Annotated in this window: 12 protein-coding genes; 11 read left to right on the forward strand and 1 reads right to left on the reverse strand. The window is 48.2% G+C overall.

Going from position 1 to position 18,749, the window contains the following annotated elements; translation table 11 throughout:
• Positions 1–75: 75 nt before the first annotated feature.
• A complete protein-coding gene (locus MKY28_RS05180; RefSeq protein WP_340935215.1) occupies positions 76–2,751 on the reverse strand; it encodes a YhgE/Pip domain-containing protein in 2,676 nt (891 codons plus the stop codon).
• A gap of 710 nt (positions 2,752–3,461) precedes the next feature.
• On the opposite strand from MKY28_RS05180, the gene pyrR reads away from it, so the two are divergent.
• The 11 genes from pyrR to MKY28_RS05235 all read left to right on the forward strand — a co-directional run bounded on the left by pyrR (position 3,462) and on the right by MKY28_RS05235 (position 18,729).
• Entirely contained in the window at positions 3,462–4,025 is a 564-nt protein-coding gene (gene pyrR / locus MKY28_RS05185) for a bifunctional pyr operon transcriptional regulator/uracil phosphoribosyltransferase PyrR (RefSeq protein WP_017687330.1), read from the forward strand.
• A complete protein-coding gene (locus MKY28_RS05190; protein WP_036674848.1) occupies positions 4,025–4,936 on the forward strand; it encodes an aspartate carbamoyltransferase catalytic subunit in 912 nt (303 codons plus the stop codon). Before pyrR ends, MKY28_RS05190 begins: the two co-directional genes overlap by 1 nt.
• Before the next feature lie 126 nt (positions 4,937–5,062).
• Positions 5,063–6,367: a dihydroorotase gene (locus MKY28_RS05195; RefSeq protein WP_036674849.1), complete on the forward strand. Its 1,305-nt coding sequence runs from the start codon at positions 5,063–5,065 to the stop codon at positions 6,365–6,367.
• Between the two features lie 435 nt (positions 6,368–6,802).
• Positions 6,803–7,945 (forward strand): glutamine-hydrolyzing carbamoyl-phosphate synthase small subunit, encoded by a 1,143-nt coding sequence (gene carA / locus MKY28_RS05200; RefSeq protein WP_047843735.1) that lies wholly within the window; start codon positions 6,803–6,805, stop codon positions 7,943–7,945.
• Position 7,946: 1 nt separating this feature from the next.
• Positions 7,947–11,165, forward strand: a complete 3,219-nt coding sequence (gene carB, locus MKY28_RS05205) for a carbamoyl-phosphate synthase large subunit (RefSeq protein ID WP_340935220.1) — start codon at positions 7,947–7,949, stop codon at positions 11,163–11,165.
• 103 nt (positions 11,166–11,268) lie between these two features.
• Positions 11,269–12,009: an orotidine-5'-phosphate decarboxylase gene (gene pyrF / locus MKY28_RS05210; RefSeq protein WP_076250785.1), complete on the forward strand. Its 741-nt coding sequence runs from the start codon at positions 11,269–11,271 to the stop codon at positions 12,007–12,009.
• The gene (pyrE, locus tag MKY28_RS05215; protein WP_340935223.1) at positions 12,006–12,647 is read left to right on the forward strand and encodes an orotate phosphoribosyltransferase; all 642 of its coding nucleotides are present in this window, start codon (positions 12,006–12,008) and stop codon (positions 12,645–12,647) included. The genes pyrF and pyrE overlap by 4 nt, the downstream gene beginning before the upstream one ends.
• A gap of 290 nt (positions 12,648–12,937) precedes the next feature.
• Positions 12,938–13,867 (forward strand): ABC transporter ATP-binding protein, encoded by a 930-nt coding sequence (locus MKY28_RS05220; RefSeq protein WP_253501909.1) that lies wholly within the window; start codon positions 12,938–12,940, stop codon positions 13,865–13,867.
• Positions 13,830–14,939: an efflux RND transporter periplasmic adaptor subunit gene (locus MKY28_RS05225; protein WP_036614803.1), complete on the forward strand. Its 1,110-nt coding sequence runs from the start codon at positions 13,830–13,832 to the stop codon at positions 14,937–14,939. The genes MKY28_RS05220 and MKY28_RS05225 overlap by 38 nt, the downstream gene beginning before the upstream one ends.
• Entirely contained in the window at positions 14,939–17,863 is a 2,925-nt protein-coding gene (locus MKY28_RS05230; protein ID WP_340935226.1) for an ABC transporter permease, read from the forward strand. Before MKY28_RS05225 ends, MKY28_RS05230 begins: the two co-directional genes overlap by 1 nt.
• A 2-nt stretch (positions 17,864–17,865) precedes the next feature.
• Entirely contained in the window at positions 17,866–18,729 is an 864-nt protein-coding gene (locus tag MKY28_RS05235; RefSeq protein WP_145323112.1) for an ABC transporter ATP-binding protein, read from the forward strand.
• The last annotated feature ends 20 nt before the right edge of the window (positions 18,730–18,749 follow it).

Raw genomic sequence — 18,749 nt, forward strand, 5'->3', positions numbered from 1 at the left:
CATATAATGAAACGAGAAAAGGCCATTGGATGGAAAGTCCAATGGCCTTTTCTTATTTAGCGTTGAGCAAATGAGTTAAGCAATAATTTTGGTCTTCTTGGCATTCTCGGCTGAACGTTTGGTGAGACTGCTGAGTGGACGTTTCAAAGCGAGAGCAACAATGAGACTCAGCGCGATGAACATACACAACCACAGAATATCCTTGATGGCAGTAGACCACAATATGCCGCCGACCGACTCACGCAGCAGACTGATCGCATACGTGAAGGGCATGAACGGATTCAATGCTTGGAAAAAGGGTGATGTCATGCTGATTGGGAACGTACCGCCGGAGCTGGAGAACTGGAACACCATGAAGATAATGGCGATCCCTTTTCCGATATTTCCAAATACGGACAGCAGGGTGTACGTTATGGTGACAAATACGGCACTCACCAGCATGGCAAACAGGACAAACCACAGTTTATCTGCAACATAGGTACCCAGGATTAAGATATCTCCCAGGGTGACACATATCGCCTGAAGTAACCCAATGGTCAGAAAAGTAGCGAGACGTCCAAGATATAACTCATATCCCCGGAACTTGCCCCCTGGATTTTCAGCTTCGGCACGAAGCAGAGAAATCAACAGTGTTGAGCCAACCCACAGAGACAGCACGCCATAAAATGGTGACATGGCCGATCCATAATTCGGAATTGGGTAAAGCTGTTTTTCCTTAATTTGCACCGGACTTGCAAGGAAAGCACTCTCTTCTTCAATATCGCCGCGCAAAAGTTTGGCGAGCTCCGCAAACTGGTTATTACCTTCGACCTCCCGAAGTTTGTCAGCAGCCTTGCTGATGGCACTTTCCAATGCTGGCAGATCATCACGTACAAGCGCGGCAACACGGTGAACTCCTTTTTCGACCTCCGGCAGCTGATTCTGTACAAAATCGGATGCCTTGCCTATCTGTTTCTCGGCAGTAGGCAGATCATTACGAACAAAATCAGCTGCTTCGTTCAGTTTGTTTCCCAGCTTGGGCAGATCGTTTCGAATTAATGAAGACACTGTGTTCAGAGCTTGGATAAAACCTTCACTTTTGTTCGCGAGTGTTTCTGATATCTCATGGATCTTAGATTGTATTTGAGGCAGTTCGCTCTGGATTTTTGTCAACTCGGCCTGCCCAAACGTAATTCCTTCTTTGGCTGATGCAAGAATGTCCGCAATATCCGGAATACGATCTTTTGCTCCTTGCAGAGTTTCTGCTGAAGTGGAGAGGGTAGACCTGAGCTTATCCGCACCAGCTGCAAGTGCAGGCGATATTTCACTTTCATAGGTGTTTAAGATATTGCCTATCCCGCTGCTGATGTCCTTCGAGAGAGTATTTAACTGAGCGATGACCTCTGTTGGTGGAGTTGTATTACGACGCATGGCATCACTGATGATGCCAGCCAAGCGGATCTGCAACTGAAGTTTATCTGAAATGGAGTTCAGTTGTGTGATTTTATCGGCAAGTGGTTGGCTTGGAAGCAAGTTATTGATGTTGCCCAGTAGTTCTGCCATACTGTCCACGAGTTTTACCGCAACCCCTAAACGTGAAGCAATCCGGTCGAGATCTTCTACTGTAGGAAGGTTATTAAGATCCGAATTTTGCAATTGTGCAAATACGTCTCCTGCAGCGTTAGTAATCTGCTGCACCAGCAGCAGATTTTGGCGGATCGTCGGGCCAATTGTCTGAAACGCTTCTTCACTGGAATCCACGAACTGATTTAATCCCTCTGCAAGCTCAATCCCGTTGCCAGCGATTTGTGATACTTTGTCCAAATCTTGTTCTGCGGCCGTTACGATAGACAGAGCTTTGTTCGTTTTATCCAGCGCCGTTTGGATAACATCTGATACCTGTCCAAAGTTTTCATCCACTTCTCGAATGCGATCTACCGCTTTTTGTATATCCGGTATTCGCCCTTGAATAGTCAGCACTTCGGAAGCCGCCTCATTAATTTGTGGCCAATACTCCTGCACCTTGAGCACATACTGTGCTGCTTCATTGATTTCAGGCAGTTTTTTCTCGATTTCAACGATCTTTTGAGCATCTTTTACAATCTCGGGCATGGCTTTTTCTACTTCCAGAACCTTTTGACCTGCGGCTTGAATAACCGGAAGATTTTTCTCCAGTGTAAAAATGCCTTTCTCCATTTTGCGTAATGTTGGAAGCTGGGAATTAATCTCAACCCCGGCTTCATTCAGCTTGGTTAGAACGGCCTCACTGACGGCTTCAGTGAAATTTTCATTGATTTGCGTTGTTATGGCAGATACACCAGAGCCTGTGATTTTAGGAGCAATGGCATTCACCTTCTCATTGACGGTATAGATTACTTCCGGTCGCTCCAGCTTCCCATCAACGATGCCTGTAATTTTGGATGAAAAGTCCCCCGGAATGAGCAGGCTTGCATAATACTCTCCAGTTTGCACACCCCGATTAGCCTCAGCCTGGTCCACAAAAGTCCAGCCCAGCTTTTCGTTGTGTTTAAGGCTGGATACCAGTTCGTCTCCGATATTAACATGGGTTCCTTCAACAGTCGCACCCTTGTCCTCAGTTGTCACCGCAATTTTGATCCCCTGGGTATTACTGTATGGGTCCCAGACGGACTTCACGTTGACCCAGTCATACACCCCGGGCAGTAGAATAATAGCCACAATTAGAAATATACCTGTGGGAACCTTCAGAATATGCAACCAGTCTGTTTTGTAAACGTGCCAAATGTGACGCATGACTTCCTCCTAAATGTACATAAATGTAGGGCGTAACTTATTTCTATGTCGTAAATTTGTGAATCTTATGTATATCGGCATTATTGCAGTATCTAATAATGGGTTCATGTTTATAAACTGTACCCATTTCACTTGCTACTAATTCAGAGCCTTCATATATTGCGTAAAATGAAACTCACCGATTGTTCTAAAAGAAGTGTTTTGTCTCTACTTGAGTATAGTCAGAGGTTTATTTTGGTTATATCAAATTTCTCATTTGCCTATGGATAAATATGCAGAAATGTTGTATAATTATGAATAACCAATGAGATGTATTGTGCATGGATGTTTTTCAGCCTAACTGCTGATTCTAAGAAGAACGTAGCAGAGGGTTTTCACCTGCGATGGTGAGGTGTTGACAGGGGGTTGTCTTTCTGTCATAATTCATGAAGACAAACGGACATATTGATTACAGAACCCTGTGAGGTCCTGCAATATGAACGACATGAATAGCACCTTTAAATCAGTCCCGTGAGACTGGCAAGGTAACGTGAACGATACATCGTTTTTTTTGCTGCGGCAAATGAAGCGATGCATCCCCGAGAGTAAACTTTCTTCAGAGCGGTCTGAAGTTCGGAGACTCCTTGCCAATAAACACGGCAAGGAGTCTTTTTTTTTCTCCTCGTCACGGGGCCATGATGCTGAAGGGAAATCCTGAGGAGGCTGAACGCATGAGCACAGAGACACATGTCATTATGGATGAGACGGCGATCCGCCGCGCATTAACACGGATTGCCCATGAGATATTGGAGAAAAACAAAGGAATCGACGATTGTGTGTTGGTCGGTATCCGTACACGCGGGGTTTACCTTGCAGAACGGATTGCCGCCAAGATTGAAGAAATCGAGGGCGCCAAAGTCCCCTGGGGAGAGCTGGATGTGACTCCTTACCGCGATGACCGCTTGGACGAAAATAAAGCGAATCGCAAGGAAATGTTGATTATGACACCTGAATCACTTTCGATCCATAACAAAAAAGTGATTTTGTTCGATGATGTGCTCTATACCGGACGGACGATTCGCGCAGCGATGGATGCCCTGATGGACTGTGGAAGACCGCAGAACATTCAGCTGGCTGTACTCGCAGACCGCGGACACCGGGAACTTCCGATTCGACCTGATTTTATCGGCAAGAATGTGCCGACTTCCAAATCAGAGGAGATCGAAGTTGCACTCATGGAAACGGACGGACAGGACGAAGTCAAGATCACTCAGAACCGGGGGGAGCAAGCATAATGATTACACAGACAGCATTGAGAGACCGAAGCTTGCTTGGACTGAAGGAACTTAGTCGAGGAGAAATCGAGTCCATTCTTAACCGAGCGGCTCACTGGGAAGCGCAGAAAGAGAAACTGGTTCCGGTACTGGAATCACGCTTCGTTGCGAACATGTTCTTCGAGAACAGCACACGTACCCGCTTCTCCTTCGAAATGGCAGAGAAACGCCTGGGCGCACAAGTACTGAACTTTACGGCAGCCGCATCCAGTGTGGAAAAAGGAGAGTCCATCTACGATACGGTACGAACACTTGAGTCGATGGGCATTGATGCAGGCGTGATCCGGTTGAAACCGGCAGGCGTTCTGCAACAACTGGCTCAGAAAGTGAATGTACCACTCGTGAACGCCGGAGATGGCAACAATGAGCACCCCACACAGGCACTGCTGGACCTCTACACGATGAGGAAAGCATTTGGCGAACTGAAAGGCTTGCGTGTTTCCATCATTGGTGACATCCTGCATAGCCGTGTAGCTCGTTCGAACCTGTGGGCACTGCAAAAGTTTGGTGCAGATGTACGCTTCTGTGCTCCGCAAACGATGCAGGCACCGGAACTCGCAGAGCATGCTCCTTATGTCGGTCTTGAAGAAGCGCTGGATGCAGATGTAGTCATGATGCTTCGTGTTCAACTGGAACGTCATCAACATGGCTTAATTACTTCAGCTGAGGATTATCGCGAACACTACGGATTGACGGAAGAACGGGCATCACGCCTAAAACCAAGCACCATTATCATGCACCCTGCTCCAGTGAATCGCAACGTCGAGGTAGATGACGCGGTTGTGGAAAGTGAAGCATCCCGGATCTTCCCGCAGATGGCAAACGGCGTTCCAATCCGCATGGCGGTTATGGAACGTGCGATGAAACTGTAACAGGGTCTGGCTGTGGGTCATAGGCTGACGGTACGGTAGTTCTTATAGAGCAATAAGAGAGTACACGATAAAGAAAATCATCCGGCTTGCCTGGTAAGCCGGACAGAACCGAAGCGGAGGGCAATTATGCTACAGATTATAAAAAACGCAAACGTCTTGAACCAACAAGGGGAACTTGAACGGAAAACCATCATTATAGATGAAGGTAAAATTAAAAAGATCGCTGGTCTGGAAGACCAAGCCGTTCTGGATGCCGAAAAGTCAGCGCAAAGTGTGACAGACGCATCAGGCAAACTGGTCATTCCGGGATTGATCGATATGCATGTGCATCTGCGTGAACCTGGATTCGAACACAAAGAGACGATCGAGACAGGTGCCCGTTCAGCAGCACAAGGTGGTTTTACAACAATCGCTTGCATGCCGAACACAAGACCAGTAACAGATACAGCGGAAGTTGTGAAGCTGGTATTGGATAAAGCCAAAGAAGCTGATCTGGTTAAAGTGTTGCCTTATGCAGCCATTACAAAAAATGAACTGGGTCGTGAACTTACCGATTTTGCCGCATTAAAAGAAGCAGGCGCTATTGGATTCACAGATGACGGTGTAGGCGTACAAAACGCTCAAATGATGAAGGATGCCATGAGCCTCGCGGCAAGCATGGATATGCCAGTGATCGCTCACTGTGAAGATGACTCACTGGTTGTTGGTGGATATGTGACGGAAGGTGAGTTTTCGAAGCGTCATGGCATCAAAGGGATTCCAAATGAATCCGAAGCCATCCACGTTGGACGTGATATCCTGCTGGCAGAAGCAACGGGAGTTCATTACCATGTCTGTCACGTAAGTACAGAGCAATCGGTTCGCTTGATTCGTCTAGCGAAGTCCATCGGCATTAAAGTAACTGCTGAGGTATGTCCGCACCATCTGGTGTTGTCGGATGAAGATATCCCAGGCATGGATGCCAACTGGAAAATGAACCCGCCGCTACGCTCACCACGCGATGTGCAGGCTTGTATCGAAGGTTTGCTAGACGGCACGCTGGATATGATCGTAACTGATCACGCGCCACACAGTGAAGAAGAGAAAGCCAAAGGCATGGAGCTGGCACCTTTCGGAATCGTAGGATTCGAAACAGCCTTCCCGCTGCTGTACACCAAGTTTGTGGAAACAGGATTGTGGAGCTTGGAATTCCTGGTGAAACGCATGACAGCTGATCCGGCACGTGTATTCCGACTGGATACAGGCAAACTGGAAGAAGGAGCACCAGCCGATATCACGATGATTGACCTGAACGAGGAAAAAGCGGTTGATCCTGCAACGTTTGCAACCAAAGGAAGAAACACACCATTCACAGGTTGGAAGCTGAAAGGCTGGGCCGTACAAACTTGGGTGGATGGCAAAAGCGTGTGGAATAACACGGTACAACAGTAAAACGGTAACTTAGCAAATTAATAAATCAGTAACTCTATATCTTTAACTCTTTAAATCAGTAACAGTAAATCTTAACTTTTTAAAACAACAAATCTTTTTAACTCTAAAACTTAATCTACAACTTTTACACCAGTAACATCTTTTCAACTAACTCGAGGCAAATCATGCCGAGAGTCTAACATACGAAACAAAGCAAAGTTGAATGTCATGATTTTGAACTTGGACACCAACGTAACTGCGGAGCGGACAGAAAAGACCCGAAGAAGCAAAGCGTTCGCCTTTATCACCAGATTACATCATTTAAAAAATGATAAAAAGTAATCCGGGGATAACAGCGATCAAAGGGTTTTCTGTACGCGGAGCCGCACAATCGTAACGTCCCCATGTTCAACCCCAATGCATTCAACGTTGATAAACACAGAGGAGTGAAATGGGATGCAGGCACAGGCAAGATTATTGTTGGAAGACGGCACACTGTTCACCGGGAAAGCATTTGGTGCTGAAGGTGAAACTACAGGTGAGGTCGTTTTTAATACGGGAATTACAGGCTATCAAGAGGTGCTTTCGGATCCTTCCTATTGCGGTCAAATCGTAACCATGACGTATCCGCTGATCGGAAACTACGGCATTACGCGTGATGACTTTGAGTCGATTCGTCCATACGTACACGGTTTCGTTGTGCGTCGTCATGAGCCAACGCCGAGTAACTGGCGTGCGGAATACAGCGTAGACAATCTGCTCAAGGAATACGGCATCGTAGGAATCAGCGAAATTGATACACGCATGTTGACTCGCCGGATTCGTCACCACGGCACAATGAAGGGAATTCTCACAACAGGATCGAAGCCTGTGGAAGAACTGCTGGAGATGATGGGAGACACCACCATTGCCGAGCTGCGTAACCAGGTGCCTATGACTTCTACAGAGCATGTCTACAACAGCCCGGGAACGGCTGAGCGTATTGTGCTTGTGGATTATGGTGCGAAAACAGGAATCTTGCGCGAACTCAGCAAACGTAACTGTGACGTTGTTGTTGTTCCACACGATGTAACAGCAGACGAGATTCGTCGCCTGAACCCGGACGGCATTCAACTGTCCAACGGCCCTGGGGACCCGAAAGACGTACCTCACGCAGTTAACATGATCAGTGAACTTCTTGGCGAATACCCGATCTTCGGCATCTGCCTGGGTCACCAGTTGTTCGCACTTGCGGCAGGAGCAGACACCGAAAAGCTTAAGTTTGGACACCGCGGAGGAAACCACCCGGTGAAAGAACTGGAGAGCGGACGTTGCTTCATCACATCCCAGAACCACGGATTTACCGTAAACGAAGAGTCTGTGAAGAGTACAGACCTGGAAGTTACACATATCAACAATAACGATAAGACCATTGAAGGTCTGAAACATAAATCATTCCCGGCATTCTCGGTTCAATATCACCCTGAAGCAGCCCCGGGTCCTTACGACAACAGCTATCTGTTCGACCGCTTCATCGAGATGATTCGCGAGCACAAGATCACTAACCCGCAAAAGCCGCGTCAAGCCGTATTGGCAGCCGCAGTGAAAGGAGCACAATAACATGCCGATTAACAAAGATCTCAAAAAAATCCTGGTGATTGGTTCCGGTCCAATCGTCATCGGTCAAGCGGCCGAGTTCGACTATGCCGGTACACAAGCTTGCCAGGCTCTGAAAGAAGAAGGCGTGGAAGTTGTACTTATCAACAGCAACCCGGCGACCATTATGACGGATACAAACATGGCTGACAAAGTCTACATTGAGCCAATTACACTGGATTTTGTAACCCAAATCATTCGTCAAGAGCGTCCAGATGGCTTGTTGCCAACACTGGGTGGTCAAACAGGTCTGAACATGGCTGTAGAGCTGGCTCGTGCTGGCGTGCTGGAACGTGAAAATGTGAAATTGCTCGGAACACAGCTGACATCCATCGAGAAAGCGGAAGATCGTGATCTGTTCCGTGACCTGATGCGTGAATTGGAACAACCTGTACCAGAGAGTGTCATCGTAACGACACTTGAAGAATCACTTGAATTTGCGAATGAGATTGGTTATCCAATCATCGTGCGTCCAGCCTATACACTGGGCGGAACTGGCGGCGGAATCTGTGCGAACGAAGAAGAACTGCGTGAGACGGTGGCAGCGGGAATTCGTTACAGCCCGATTGGGCAATGTCTGGTCGAGAAGAGCATTGCAGGTATGAAAGAAGTCGAGTATGAGGTTATGCGAGACAAAAACGATAACTGTATCGTTGTCTGCAACATGGAAAACTTTGACCCGGTAGGTATTCATACAGGTGACAGTATCGTCGTAGCACCAAGCCAAACATTGTCGGACCGTGAATATCAAATGCTGCGTTCAGCTTCCCTGAAAATCATCCGTGCCCTGAACATCGAGGGTGGATGTAACGTACAGTTTGCACTGGACCCACACAGCTTCCAATACTATGTTATCGAAGTAAATCCACGGGTAAGCCGTTCATCGGCTCTGGCTTCCAAAGCAACGGGTTATCCGATTGCAAAAATGGCTGCCAAAATTGCCATGGGTTACACGTTGGATGAAATCGTGAACCCGGTAACAGGCCAAACGTATGCTTGCTTTGAGCCTACACTGGATTATATCGTGAGCAAAATCCCACGCTGGCCGTTCGACAAGTTCATCTCGGCGAACCGTAAACTGGGAACTCAGATGAAAGCAACAGGCGAAGTAATGGCTATTGGCCGGACATTCGAAGAGTCGATTCACAAAGCAGTTCGTTCCTTGGAAATTGGCGTACATCGCCTCTACCTGAAGGATGCCGAAACGCTGGACGAAGCTACCCTGAACGAGCGTCTGATCAAAGCAGATGATGAGCGTATCTTCCTGATTGCCGAAGCGTTCCGCAGAGGTTATACGTTGCAACAGCTGCAGGATCTGACCAAGATTGACTGGTGGTTCCTGGACAAAATCGAAGGTCTGATCGCATTTGAAGATCGCATTCGTGAAGAATCCGAATTGTCTTCCGACATTCTGTATCAAGCGAAACGCCTTGGGTTTACAGACCGTGCTATTGCTGAACTGCGTGCGCAAGGTCAACCAGGAGGCACATTAACAAGTGAAGCGGAAGTTAGAACTCGTCGGGAAGCAGAGAACCTGCGCCCAGTGTACAAAATGGTAGATACATGTGCGGCTGAGTTTGAAGCAACAACGCCATATTACTACTCAACTTACGAGACAGAAAATGAAGTAATTCCTTCAGATAAGAAAAAAGTTGTGGTGCTGGGTTCAGGACCAATCCGGATCGGTCAAGGGATCGAGTTCGACTACTCTACTGTACACGCAGTATGGGCATTACAAAAAGCAGGCTATGAAGCAGTCATTATCAACAATAACCCGGAGACGGTGTCTACGGACTTTAATACATCGGATCGCCTGTACTTTGAACCGCTCTTCTTCGAAGATGTTATGAACGTGATTGAACAGGAGAAACCAGTAGGGGTTATCGTACAGTTCGGTGGTCAAACGGCCATCAACCTGGCAGCACCACTGCGTAATGCAGGTGTAACCATTCTCGGAACGGATCTGGAAAGCATCGATGAGGCGGAGGATCGCAAGAAGTTCGAGCGTCTGCTCTCCCGTCTGGAGATTGCACAGCCAAAAGGTAAAACGGTCATTTCCGTTGATGATGCGGTAGAAACAGCTCAAAGTCTGGGCTACCCGGTACTGGTTCGTCCTTCCTATGTACTCGGCGGTCGTGCGATGGAGATTGTATACTCCGATGCTGAATTGCTGACATACATGGAACAGGCGGTTAAAATCAATCCAGAGCATCCGGTCCTGATCGACCGTTACATGATGGGGAAAGAAGTTGAGGTTGACGCCATCTGTGATGGTGAAACGGTATTGATTCCGGGAATCATGGAACATATCGAGCGTGCAGGGGTTCACTCTGGTGACTCCATCGCGGTATATCCTCCTCAACATCTGTCCCAGGATTTGAAAGAGAAAATTGTAGAGATTACAATCAAAATTGCGAAAGAACTGAAAACGGTAGGTCTGGTCAACATCCAGTTTGTTATCCATGATGGCCAAGTGTACATTATCGAGGTGAACCCGCGTTCATCCCGTACCGTACCATTCCTGAGCAAAGTAACCAACATTCCGATGGCGAACTTGGCAACACAAGCCATTCTGGGTGTGAAACTAAAAGATCTTGGTTATGTTGACGGGCTGTGGCCTGAATCGGATCATGTATCTGTTAAAGTTCCGGTCTTCTCCTTCGCGAAGCTGCGTCGTGTAGAGCCAACCCTCGGACCTGAGATGAAGTCTACAGGTGAGGTTATGGGCCGTGACCCGAATTACGCTAAAGCGTTGTTCAAAGGTCTCATCGGTGCAGGAATGAAAATTCCGGCAACCGGAGCGATCGTAGTAACTGTAGCAGACAAAGACAAAGACGAAGCAGTTCCTTTGCTCGAAGGTTTCTACAGACTGGGTTACAAAATCATGGCTACCGGCGGAACAGCAGCTGCGCTTGAAGCAGCGAACATTCCGGTAACGACTGTGAACAAATTAAGTGAAGGTTCGCCGAACATTCTGGATATGATCCGTAGCGGCGAAGCAAACTTTGTCTTCAACACACTCACCAAAGGCAAAACACCGCAGCGTGATGGATTCCGTATCCGTCGTGAAGCGGTAGAAAACGGCATTGTATGTATGACTTCATTGGATACGATTCGTGCGCTGCTGATCATGCTGCAAACGATCAACTTCTCTTCGGAAGCAATGCCTGTCTTTGTAAAATAAATAACTCTCTGATGAAGGACATCAGTCAGCCTGCGGGCTGGCGGGATGTCCTTTATATCGGGCAAAAACGGAAAAATTGAGCAAGTGGAGGGGAGCGCTGGTGATGAATCAAGCGAGTTTCAATGAAATGGCTGGCCGTCTGATGGTGGCACTGGATTATCCTGGAGCGGAAGAAGCTCAAGAATTGGTACAAGCTCTTGAGGGCATTCCCTGTTATCTCAAGGTGGGTATGCAGCTGTTCTACGCAGCAGGACCGGACTTTATTCGGGAGCTGAAATCCAAAGGTTACTCCGTTTTTCTGGATGTGAAAATGCATGACATTCCCAACACCGTTCGTGGCGGAGCTGAGAGTATCACACGTCTTGGCGTAGACATGTTTAATGTACATGCAGCGGGTGGAGCCCTCATGATGCGTGCTGCACGTGAAGGTGCTGAGGCAGCAATCGCTGCCGATCCTTCCCTTAGCAAGCCCGAGATCATTGCAGTCACCCAACTCACCAGTACAAGTCTGGAAACGATGAATAACGAGATTGGCATCCCGGGAAGTGTGGAAGCTGCGGTGGTCCGTTATGCAGGACTAGCCCAAGAGGCCGGACTGGATGGAGTTGTTGCTTCTCCACTGGAAGTGCCCGCAATTCGGGCAACGTGTGGCAGTGCTTTTCACACCGTTACTCCAGGAATTCGTCCAGCGGGTAGTGGTCTGGGAGATCAGACACGCGTCTTGACCCCAGGTGAAGCCATCGCCAGAGGCAGTCATTACATTGTAGTAGGCAGACCCATTACAGGCGCTCCCAATCCGCGTGAAGCGGTAGAAACCATTTTGAAGGAGATGTTGAACGCATGATCGAACTGAATGAGATTCCAAATCATATTGCTTCCCAACTGTTGAAAATCAAAGCCGTGGCGTTACGTCCGCAACAGCCATTTACATGGACATCCGGCATCAAATCACCAATATACTGCGATAACCGCTTAACGATGTCCTATCCGGAGATTCGCAACGATATCGCTGAAGCCTTTGCAACGATCATTCGGAACCAATACCCGGATGCAGAAGTCATTGCAGGTACGGCAACCGCAGGTATCCCGCATGCTGCCTGGGTGGCTCAGAAGCTAGATCTGCCGATGGCCTACATTCGTGATAAAGCGAAAGGACACGGCAAAGAGAACCTGATCGAAGGTCTGATTACCGAAGGACAGAAAGTGGTTGTCATCGAAGATCTGATCTCTACAGGTGGAAGTTCGATCAAAGCAGCCGAAGCCGTACGTGTAGCAGGCGCAACACCTCTCGCCGTGCTTGCGATTTTCAGCTACCAGCTGGATAAAGGTGTTAAAGCATTTGAAGATGCTGAAATTCCACTTCAGACGTTGTCCAATTTCACGGCGCTGATGGATGTGGCTTTGGCTCAGGGAACGATTCAGGAGAGTGACTTTGAGTTGCTTAAATCCTGGCGTGAAGATCCTTCTTCATTTGGTAAATAATATCATTGATACCTCGAAAACATGTTCATGAATGAACGGTATCAAAATTGTAATGATTGCCGTCATAGCGGCAAAACCATCGAATATGCAAGAGGCATCCCGCACTTTGGGGTGCTTTTTTCGTTTGTTCATCAAAATATTAACTTTTTCCCTCTACCGTTGTAAAAAGCTTGTAACTTTTAGTTGGGATCGGTCGTTTATAATTCAGTGTAGGTTGGAACAGATTTCTAATTTTAGGTTTTTTGAAGAAATGATCGGGATATCAAGAAAGGATGAGCGTGATTGCTGGCATGAAGAATTTATTTCTCAGAAAAAGACCTGCCAAGAGCCAGTCAGGCGATGAACATCAACAGGGGGAAACACCGTTGGAGGCATCGACGGAGTCGGGGGAAAATACATACAACAATGAACACGATTACCCGACAAGTAAACCTCCGTTACCTGAAAGTGAAATCGCTTCAGATGAAGTGGCTGCAGCTGCTGTCACTACCGTTGATGAACCCCAGAAGAAGATCAAACCAAAGAAGGATATGCTGCCTCCATATGATGGACCTGTACTGGAGGTGCGTAACGTGCATCGCAGTTTCCAGACAGGCAGTCGCATTATCCATGTGCTCAAAGGCATTGATATGGAAGTGAATCCGCAACAACTGGTCATGCTGAAGGGGCGATCGGGCTCAGGCAAAACAACACTGCTGAATATGCTCGGTGGACTGGATCAGCCTTCAAGTGGAGACATTCTGTTCTCTGGTCAGCCTCTTCAGGATTGGGGAGACCGGCGGCGGACCGCTTTGCGGCGCAAAGAGATCGGTTTTATTTTCCAGGCGTATGCACTCATGCCCTTATTATCTGCTTGGGAAAATGTAGAACTGTCGCTGCGAATGGCGGACGTTCCGCGAGCGGAATGGAAGGACAGGGTTGGTCACTGTCTGGATCTGGTTGGATTATCCAAACGGGTGAAGCACCGACCTTTCGAGATGTCCGGGGGAGAGCAACAGCGGGTGGCTATAGCCAAGGCGATTGCCCATAGACCCAGATTGTTGCTTGCGGATGAGCCTACAGCGGAACTGGATTCCAAGATGGGCGCTCAGGTCATGGCCGTATTCCGCAATATTATTGAAGTAGAACAAGTAACAATATGTATGACTACACACGATCCTACAATTTTGGAGGTTGCGGACCATGTTTATGAAATGGCGGACGGCAGATTTATCAAGTAAAGGGGCCGCTCCGAAGAGGGGGAAACGCGCAGCGATTATTGTACTCGGTGCGATAATGGTTGCAACGATGTCCGGCTGCTCATTGCTGCCGTCAGAAACAGAGGAAGAAGTACTTCCGCCTATTACACCACCAACGATCTCCAAGAAACCGGAATATGAAGTCCGGACGGAAACGTTGGAGAAAAAAGTAAGTGGTAGCGGCAAGATGATGAGTCAGCGGGAAGAGAAGGTGTACTTCACGCTTGATGGCATGCATGTCAAAGAATTAAATGTTAAACCAGGGGATAAAGTGAAAAAGGGTCAACTTCTTGCTGTCCTCGATGTGGAGAGTGTAGAGAAGGAGATCCGTGGCAAGAAACTGGCTATTCGCAAATCCGAAGTTCAAATGAAGGAAACACTCCGCAAGAAGGATGAGATGGACCCGGTAGAGTTCGAAGAATCAACGATTGCGTTTGAAGAACTACGCCAGGAACTCGCTGATCTGGAGGAACAACTGGGCAAAGCCACGTTGACAGCTCCGTTTGGTGGCACCGTTATTGCTGTGCAGGTAGAGAAGGGTGCAACTGTGAAAGCGTATGATCCGATTGCTACGATTGCGGATACATCGAATCTGGTTGTGGCAGCTACCTTTGCCAAGGAAGATCTGGAGAAGTTCTCGGCCGGTATGAAGGCAGAAGTAGATATTAATGGAGCTGGTAAAGTCGCTGGCAAAATTAAAGTTATGCCTATCGCGGAAGCATCGGGAAGCGGCAGTGGCGAAGGGACGGGTGAAGGCGGTACGCCTCCAACCAAGGAAACGCTGGATAAGTATGTCATCGTTACACTTGCAAAAATGCCAAAAGGCGTCGAACGTGGCACACCACTATCGGTCTCGATTGTAACGCAGCGTACCGAGAACGCGATTGTGATTCCTGTATCCGCTTTACGCTCCATCGGTTCAAGAACGTATGTACAAGTGGTGGAGAGTGATGGCAGCAAGCGTGAAGTGGACGTTGAAGTTGGACAGCAGACATCGACAGATGTCGAGATTCTGAAAGGTCTGACCGTAGGTCAGAAAGTAGTGGGACGCTAATGGGGCTGCCATTGCTTCGGTTGCTGTTCCGCAAAATGTGGAACACGCGCTGGATGACCTTCAGCACACTGATCGGATTGATTGTGGCGGTAGCGTTCACCGTCAGTATTCCAATGTATGCCGATGGTGCGTTGAAACGGGTCGTCGCGCAAACGCTGCAGGATAACAGTGAAGGGTTGCCAGCCGGTTCGTTGCTTATGAGTTATCAGGCACCTGGTGGCGTGAAGACAGACACACGGGGTCTGGATGAAGTAGATCGTTATATTCGTGAGGATGTTCCTCGCGACATCGGGTTTCCTTTTCATACGTATGTGAATTCGAGATCCATTCGCAGCACAGAGGTGAGCCCGGAAGATCCAACCAAAGTGGATGCCAGCAGGGCGCGCAGTATGAGTCTGGGTACGATGAGTGGGCTGGATGCACAGGTGAATTACTCTGCCGGGGTGAAACCTGGAAACCAGGTCAAAGATGACACGATCGAGGCAGTCATGTTGGAAGAGGGCATGTACCGTAACGACCTGCATATCGGTGACATTCTGGAATATCCAGTGTATAGCGGGCTTGATATCACGTTACGTGTGAAGATTACGGGTTCCTTCAAGGCAGATGATCCGAACAGCCCTTACTGGGTACAAGGATTTGACGGCATGATGAATGGACTTTATGTGGATGAATCGGTTTTTAATGATGTTTTACTGAAGGAAAAAGGGATTCCACTTCAAAATTCACGCTGGTATTATGCCTTTGATCTGAAAGAAATTCAAACCAGCCAGTTATCAGGTCTGACTTCCATGCTGGAAAGGCTGGATATCGATCTGTACCAGCGGCTGAAAGATACAAAAGTGGACATCACCTTTGGTGATCTGCTTAAGCAGTTCCGCAGTCAGAGTCTGCAACTGCAGACCATGTTGTTTACCTTGGCAGCACCGATGATTGCGATGGTCTTTTATTTTATTGCGATGAACGCCAGACAGTCATTACAGAAGCAAGAGAGTGATATTGCGGTATTGCGCAGCCGTGGAGCTTCAGCTCGGCAGATCTTCTCTCTTTACCTGCTTGAAGGTATATTCCTGGGCGTTATTGCGTTGATTATTGGACCGTTTCTCGGTTGGTTTATGGCCAAGAGTATTGGCTCTGCAAGTGGCTTTCTCTCGTTCGTAGATCGGAAGTCTATTCCGATCGGTGTATCAAAAGAAGCTATTCTCCTGGGCGTAGCAGCGGTCCTTGTTGCGATCATCGCATCACTTATCCCTGCGATAACCTATGCACGGGCAACCATTGTATCAGCCAAGCGGCGACAAGCACGTACAGACCGCGCTCCAGTATGGCAACGCTGGTTCCTGGATGTTGTGTTGCTGGGTCTGGCTGGATATGGATACTACCTGTTCTATGAACGTCAGATGTTGACCTTCCAGACCGGAATGACAACGGATCAGTTGCAGGTACAGCCGTTTCTGTTTTTTGTACCCGCACTCGCGATCTTTGCGCTTGGACTATTCTTCCTGCGCTTGTTCCCGTGGATATTAAAGCTCATTCAGTTGATCGGTCGCAAGTTTCTCCCGGTCCCGTTGTATCTGACATTGACACAGTTATCGCGTTCATCTTCTTCCTATTATCCGCTGATGATCCTCCTTGTACTGACACTGGGACTTGGGGTGTACAACTCGGCTGCGGCTCGGACAATTGATCTGAATTCCACTGAGCGTACCTTGTACCGTTATGGTTCTGATGTGATTATGCAGACTGTGTGGGAAGGAACACCTGAGGTTAAACCCGGTGGTTCCGGACAGAATGGCGGTACGGGTGGAGGTCAACAAGGTGGTGGCAATGGAGGAGGAGGTTCTGCTGGTGGTGGTTCCGGCGGAGGCAACGGCGGTGGAGGTGCTCCAGGTGGTGGTGGCGGCGGTTCTTCGCAGCCATCCAAAGTCATCTACTCTGAACCTCCATTCGAAGTGTTCCGCAGATTAGACGGGGTTGAACATGCAGCACGAGTGCTACAGACCAAGGGCAATATTATCGTCTCTGGTAAATCGGGCGGACAGGGGATGCTGGTCGGAATTGATAATGTAGACTTTGCTCAAGTGGCATGGTTCCGCAACGATCTGTTCCCGGCACATCCCTACAAGTACCTTGACTTGCTTGGTAAATATGAAGGGGCTGTATTGATCTCTTCCAAATTTGCTGACAAGTTCAAACTCAAAACTGGAGATCTCGTCTCCATGGGTGTACAGGGACAGGCGATTGAATTCGTGGTGTTTGGGATCATACCTTACTGGCCAGCCCAGTATCCGGATCAGATGCCATTTTTCGTGGCGAATCTGGATTATATCTATGATCAGGTGCCTTTGATTCCTTATGAGGTGTGGCTGAAAATGGAACCGGATGCCAAAGTGGCTCCACTAATGGAGAAACTTGCAGCAGAAGGCATTGAGTTATCATCTGTACGTGACGTACGTACCGAATTGGTATCTCAGGCTAAACATCCGTCAAGAGGTGGCGTATTCGGGATACTGAGCCTTGGATTCCTGGTATCGGTTATTATCTCGTTGATCGGATACGTGCTGTACTGGTTCTTCAACCTGTCCGGACGTGTTGTGCAGTTTGGTGTTTTACGAGCCATGGGGTTATCACGCGCACAACTGAGCGGTATGCTGCTACTGGAGCAGGTGTTCACAGCAGGTCTATCGATCCTGCTAGGTATTGGGATTGGTCAGGTATCCAGTCGTTTATTCCTGCCATTCCTGCAAACGACGGATAATGTATCTGCTCAGGTACCTCCGTTCCGGATTGTGTTTGAACAGCAAGATATGTTGCAACTGTATGGGGTCACCGTAGTGATGCTGGTCATTGGTGCAACGATGTTGCTCTGGCAGATTCGCAGATTGCGAGTTCACCAGGCAGTCAAAATGGGAGAGGAGAGGTAAACGTGATCCAATGCGAAGGACTTGTCAAAATTTTTAAATCCAGCGATGTGGAAGTCGTTGCCCTTCAGGGTCTCAACCTGACTGTCAATCAAGGTGAAATGATGGCGATCATCGGTAACAGCGGTAGCGGTAAATCCACGCTGCTGAATATTCTGGGCGGACTTGATCGTCCTACGGCTGGTACGGCTGTTGTGGGAGACTGGGATTTGCTCAAGATGACAGATGCTCAATTGGTCGAATACAAACGTCATACGGTAGGTTTTATTTGGCAAAATAACGGTCGTAACTTGCTGCCTTATCTCACTGCACTGGAAAATGTGGAGACTCCCATGATTCTGGGAGGCAAGCGTGATCGTGCTTACGCGAAACAGTTGCTCGAATGGGTAGGCCTTAAGGATCGGATGCATAACAAATTGCATCAATTGTCAGGAGGAGAGCAACAACGGGTAGCGATTGCGATCTCATTATCCAATCGTCCCAAAATTCTGCTTGCAGATGAACCAACCGGTTCGGTCGATTCCGAGACATGTGATACAATCATGGGCATTTTCCGAAGAATGAACAAGGAACTCGGCGTTACGATTGTCATCGTTACCCATGACTTGACGCTTGCTGGCAAGGTAGACCGGATCGTAGCGATCCGGGACGGCTTGACCAGTACCGAGTTTGTGAAGCGCAACCCGAATCTGGATGATGAACACAGCTTGTCCGAGGCGGGTATGCCGGACATTCACGAAGCATTTGTCATTATTGACCGTGCAGGGCGACTTCAGGTGCCTAAAGAGTATCTGGAGGCCTTATCCATTGATAACCGGGCTACATTGGAATTTGACGGTGAACGCATTGTTATTACACCGCCAAGATAATTAAGAGGGGGAACTGGGAT

The organism is Paenibacillus sp. FSL R5-0473 (assembly GCF_038004565.1).
GTDB classification, from domain to species: domain Bacteria; phylum Bacillota; class Bacilli; order Paenibacillales; family Paenibacillaceae; genus Paenibacillus; species Paenibacillus amylolyticus.

What these genes read in the sequence shown, in the direction of transcription:
- carB (WP_340935220.1), top strand. Translation starts at nt 7,947, where the DNA reads ATGCCGATTAACAAAGATCTCAAAAAAATCCTGGTGATTGGTTCCGGT.
- carA (WP_047843735.1), top strand. Translation starts at nt 6,803, where the DNA reads ATGCAGGCACAGGCAAGATTATTGTTGGAAGACGGCACACTGTTCACC.
- pyrF (WP_076250785.1), top strand. Translation starts at nt 11,269, where the DNA reads ATGAATCAAGCGAGTTTCAATGAAATGGCTGGCCGTCTGATGGTGGCA.
- MKY28_RS05180 (WP_340935215.1), bottom strand. Translation starts at nt 2,751, where the DNA reads ATGCGTCACATTTGGCACGTTTACAAAACAGACTGGTTGCATATTCTG.
- MKY28_RS05195 (WP_036674849.1), top strand. Translation starts at nt 5,063, where the DNA reads ATGCTACAGATTATAAAAAACGCAAACGTCTTGAACCAACAAGGGGAA.
- pyrR (WP_017687330.1), top strand. Translation starts at nt 3,462, where the DNA reads ATGAGCACAGAGACACATGTCATTATGGATGAGACGGCGATCCGCCGC.
- MKY28_RS05225 (WP_036614803.1), top strand. Translation starts at nt 13,830, where the DNA reads ATGTTTATGAAATGGCGGACGGCAGATTTATCAAGTAAAGGGGCCGCT.
- pyrE (WP_340935223.1), top strand. Translation starts at nt 12,006, where the DNA reads ATGATCGAACTGAATGAGATTCCAAATCATATTGCTTCCCAACTGTTG.
- MKY28_RS05230 (WP_340935226.1), top strand. Translation starts at nt 14,939, where the DNA reads ATGGGGCTGCCATTGCTTCGGTTGCTGTTCCGCAAAATGTGGAACACG.
- MKY28_RS05190 (WP_036674848.1), top strand. Translation starts at nt 4,025, where the DNA reads ATGATTACACAGACAGCATTGAGAGACCGAAGCTTGCTTGGACTGAAG.
- MKY28_RS05220 (WP_253501909.1), top strand. Translation starts at nt 12,938, where the DNA reads ATGAAGAATTTATTTCTCAGAAAAAGACCTGCCAAGAGCCAGTCAGGC.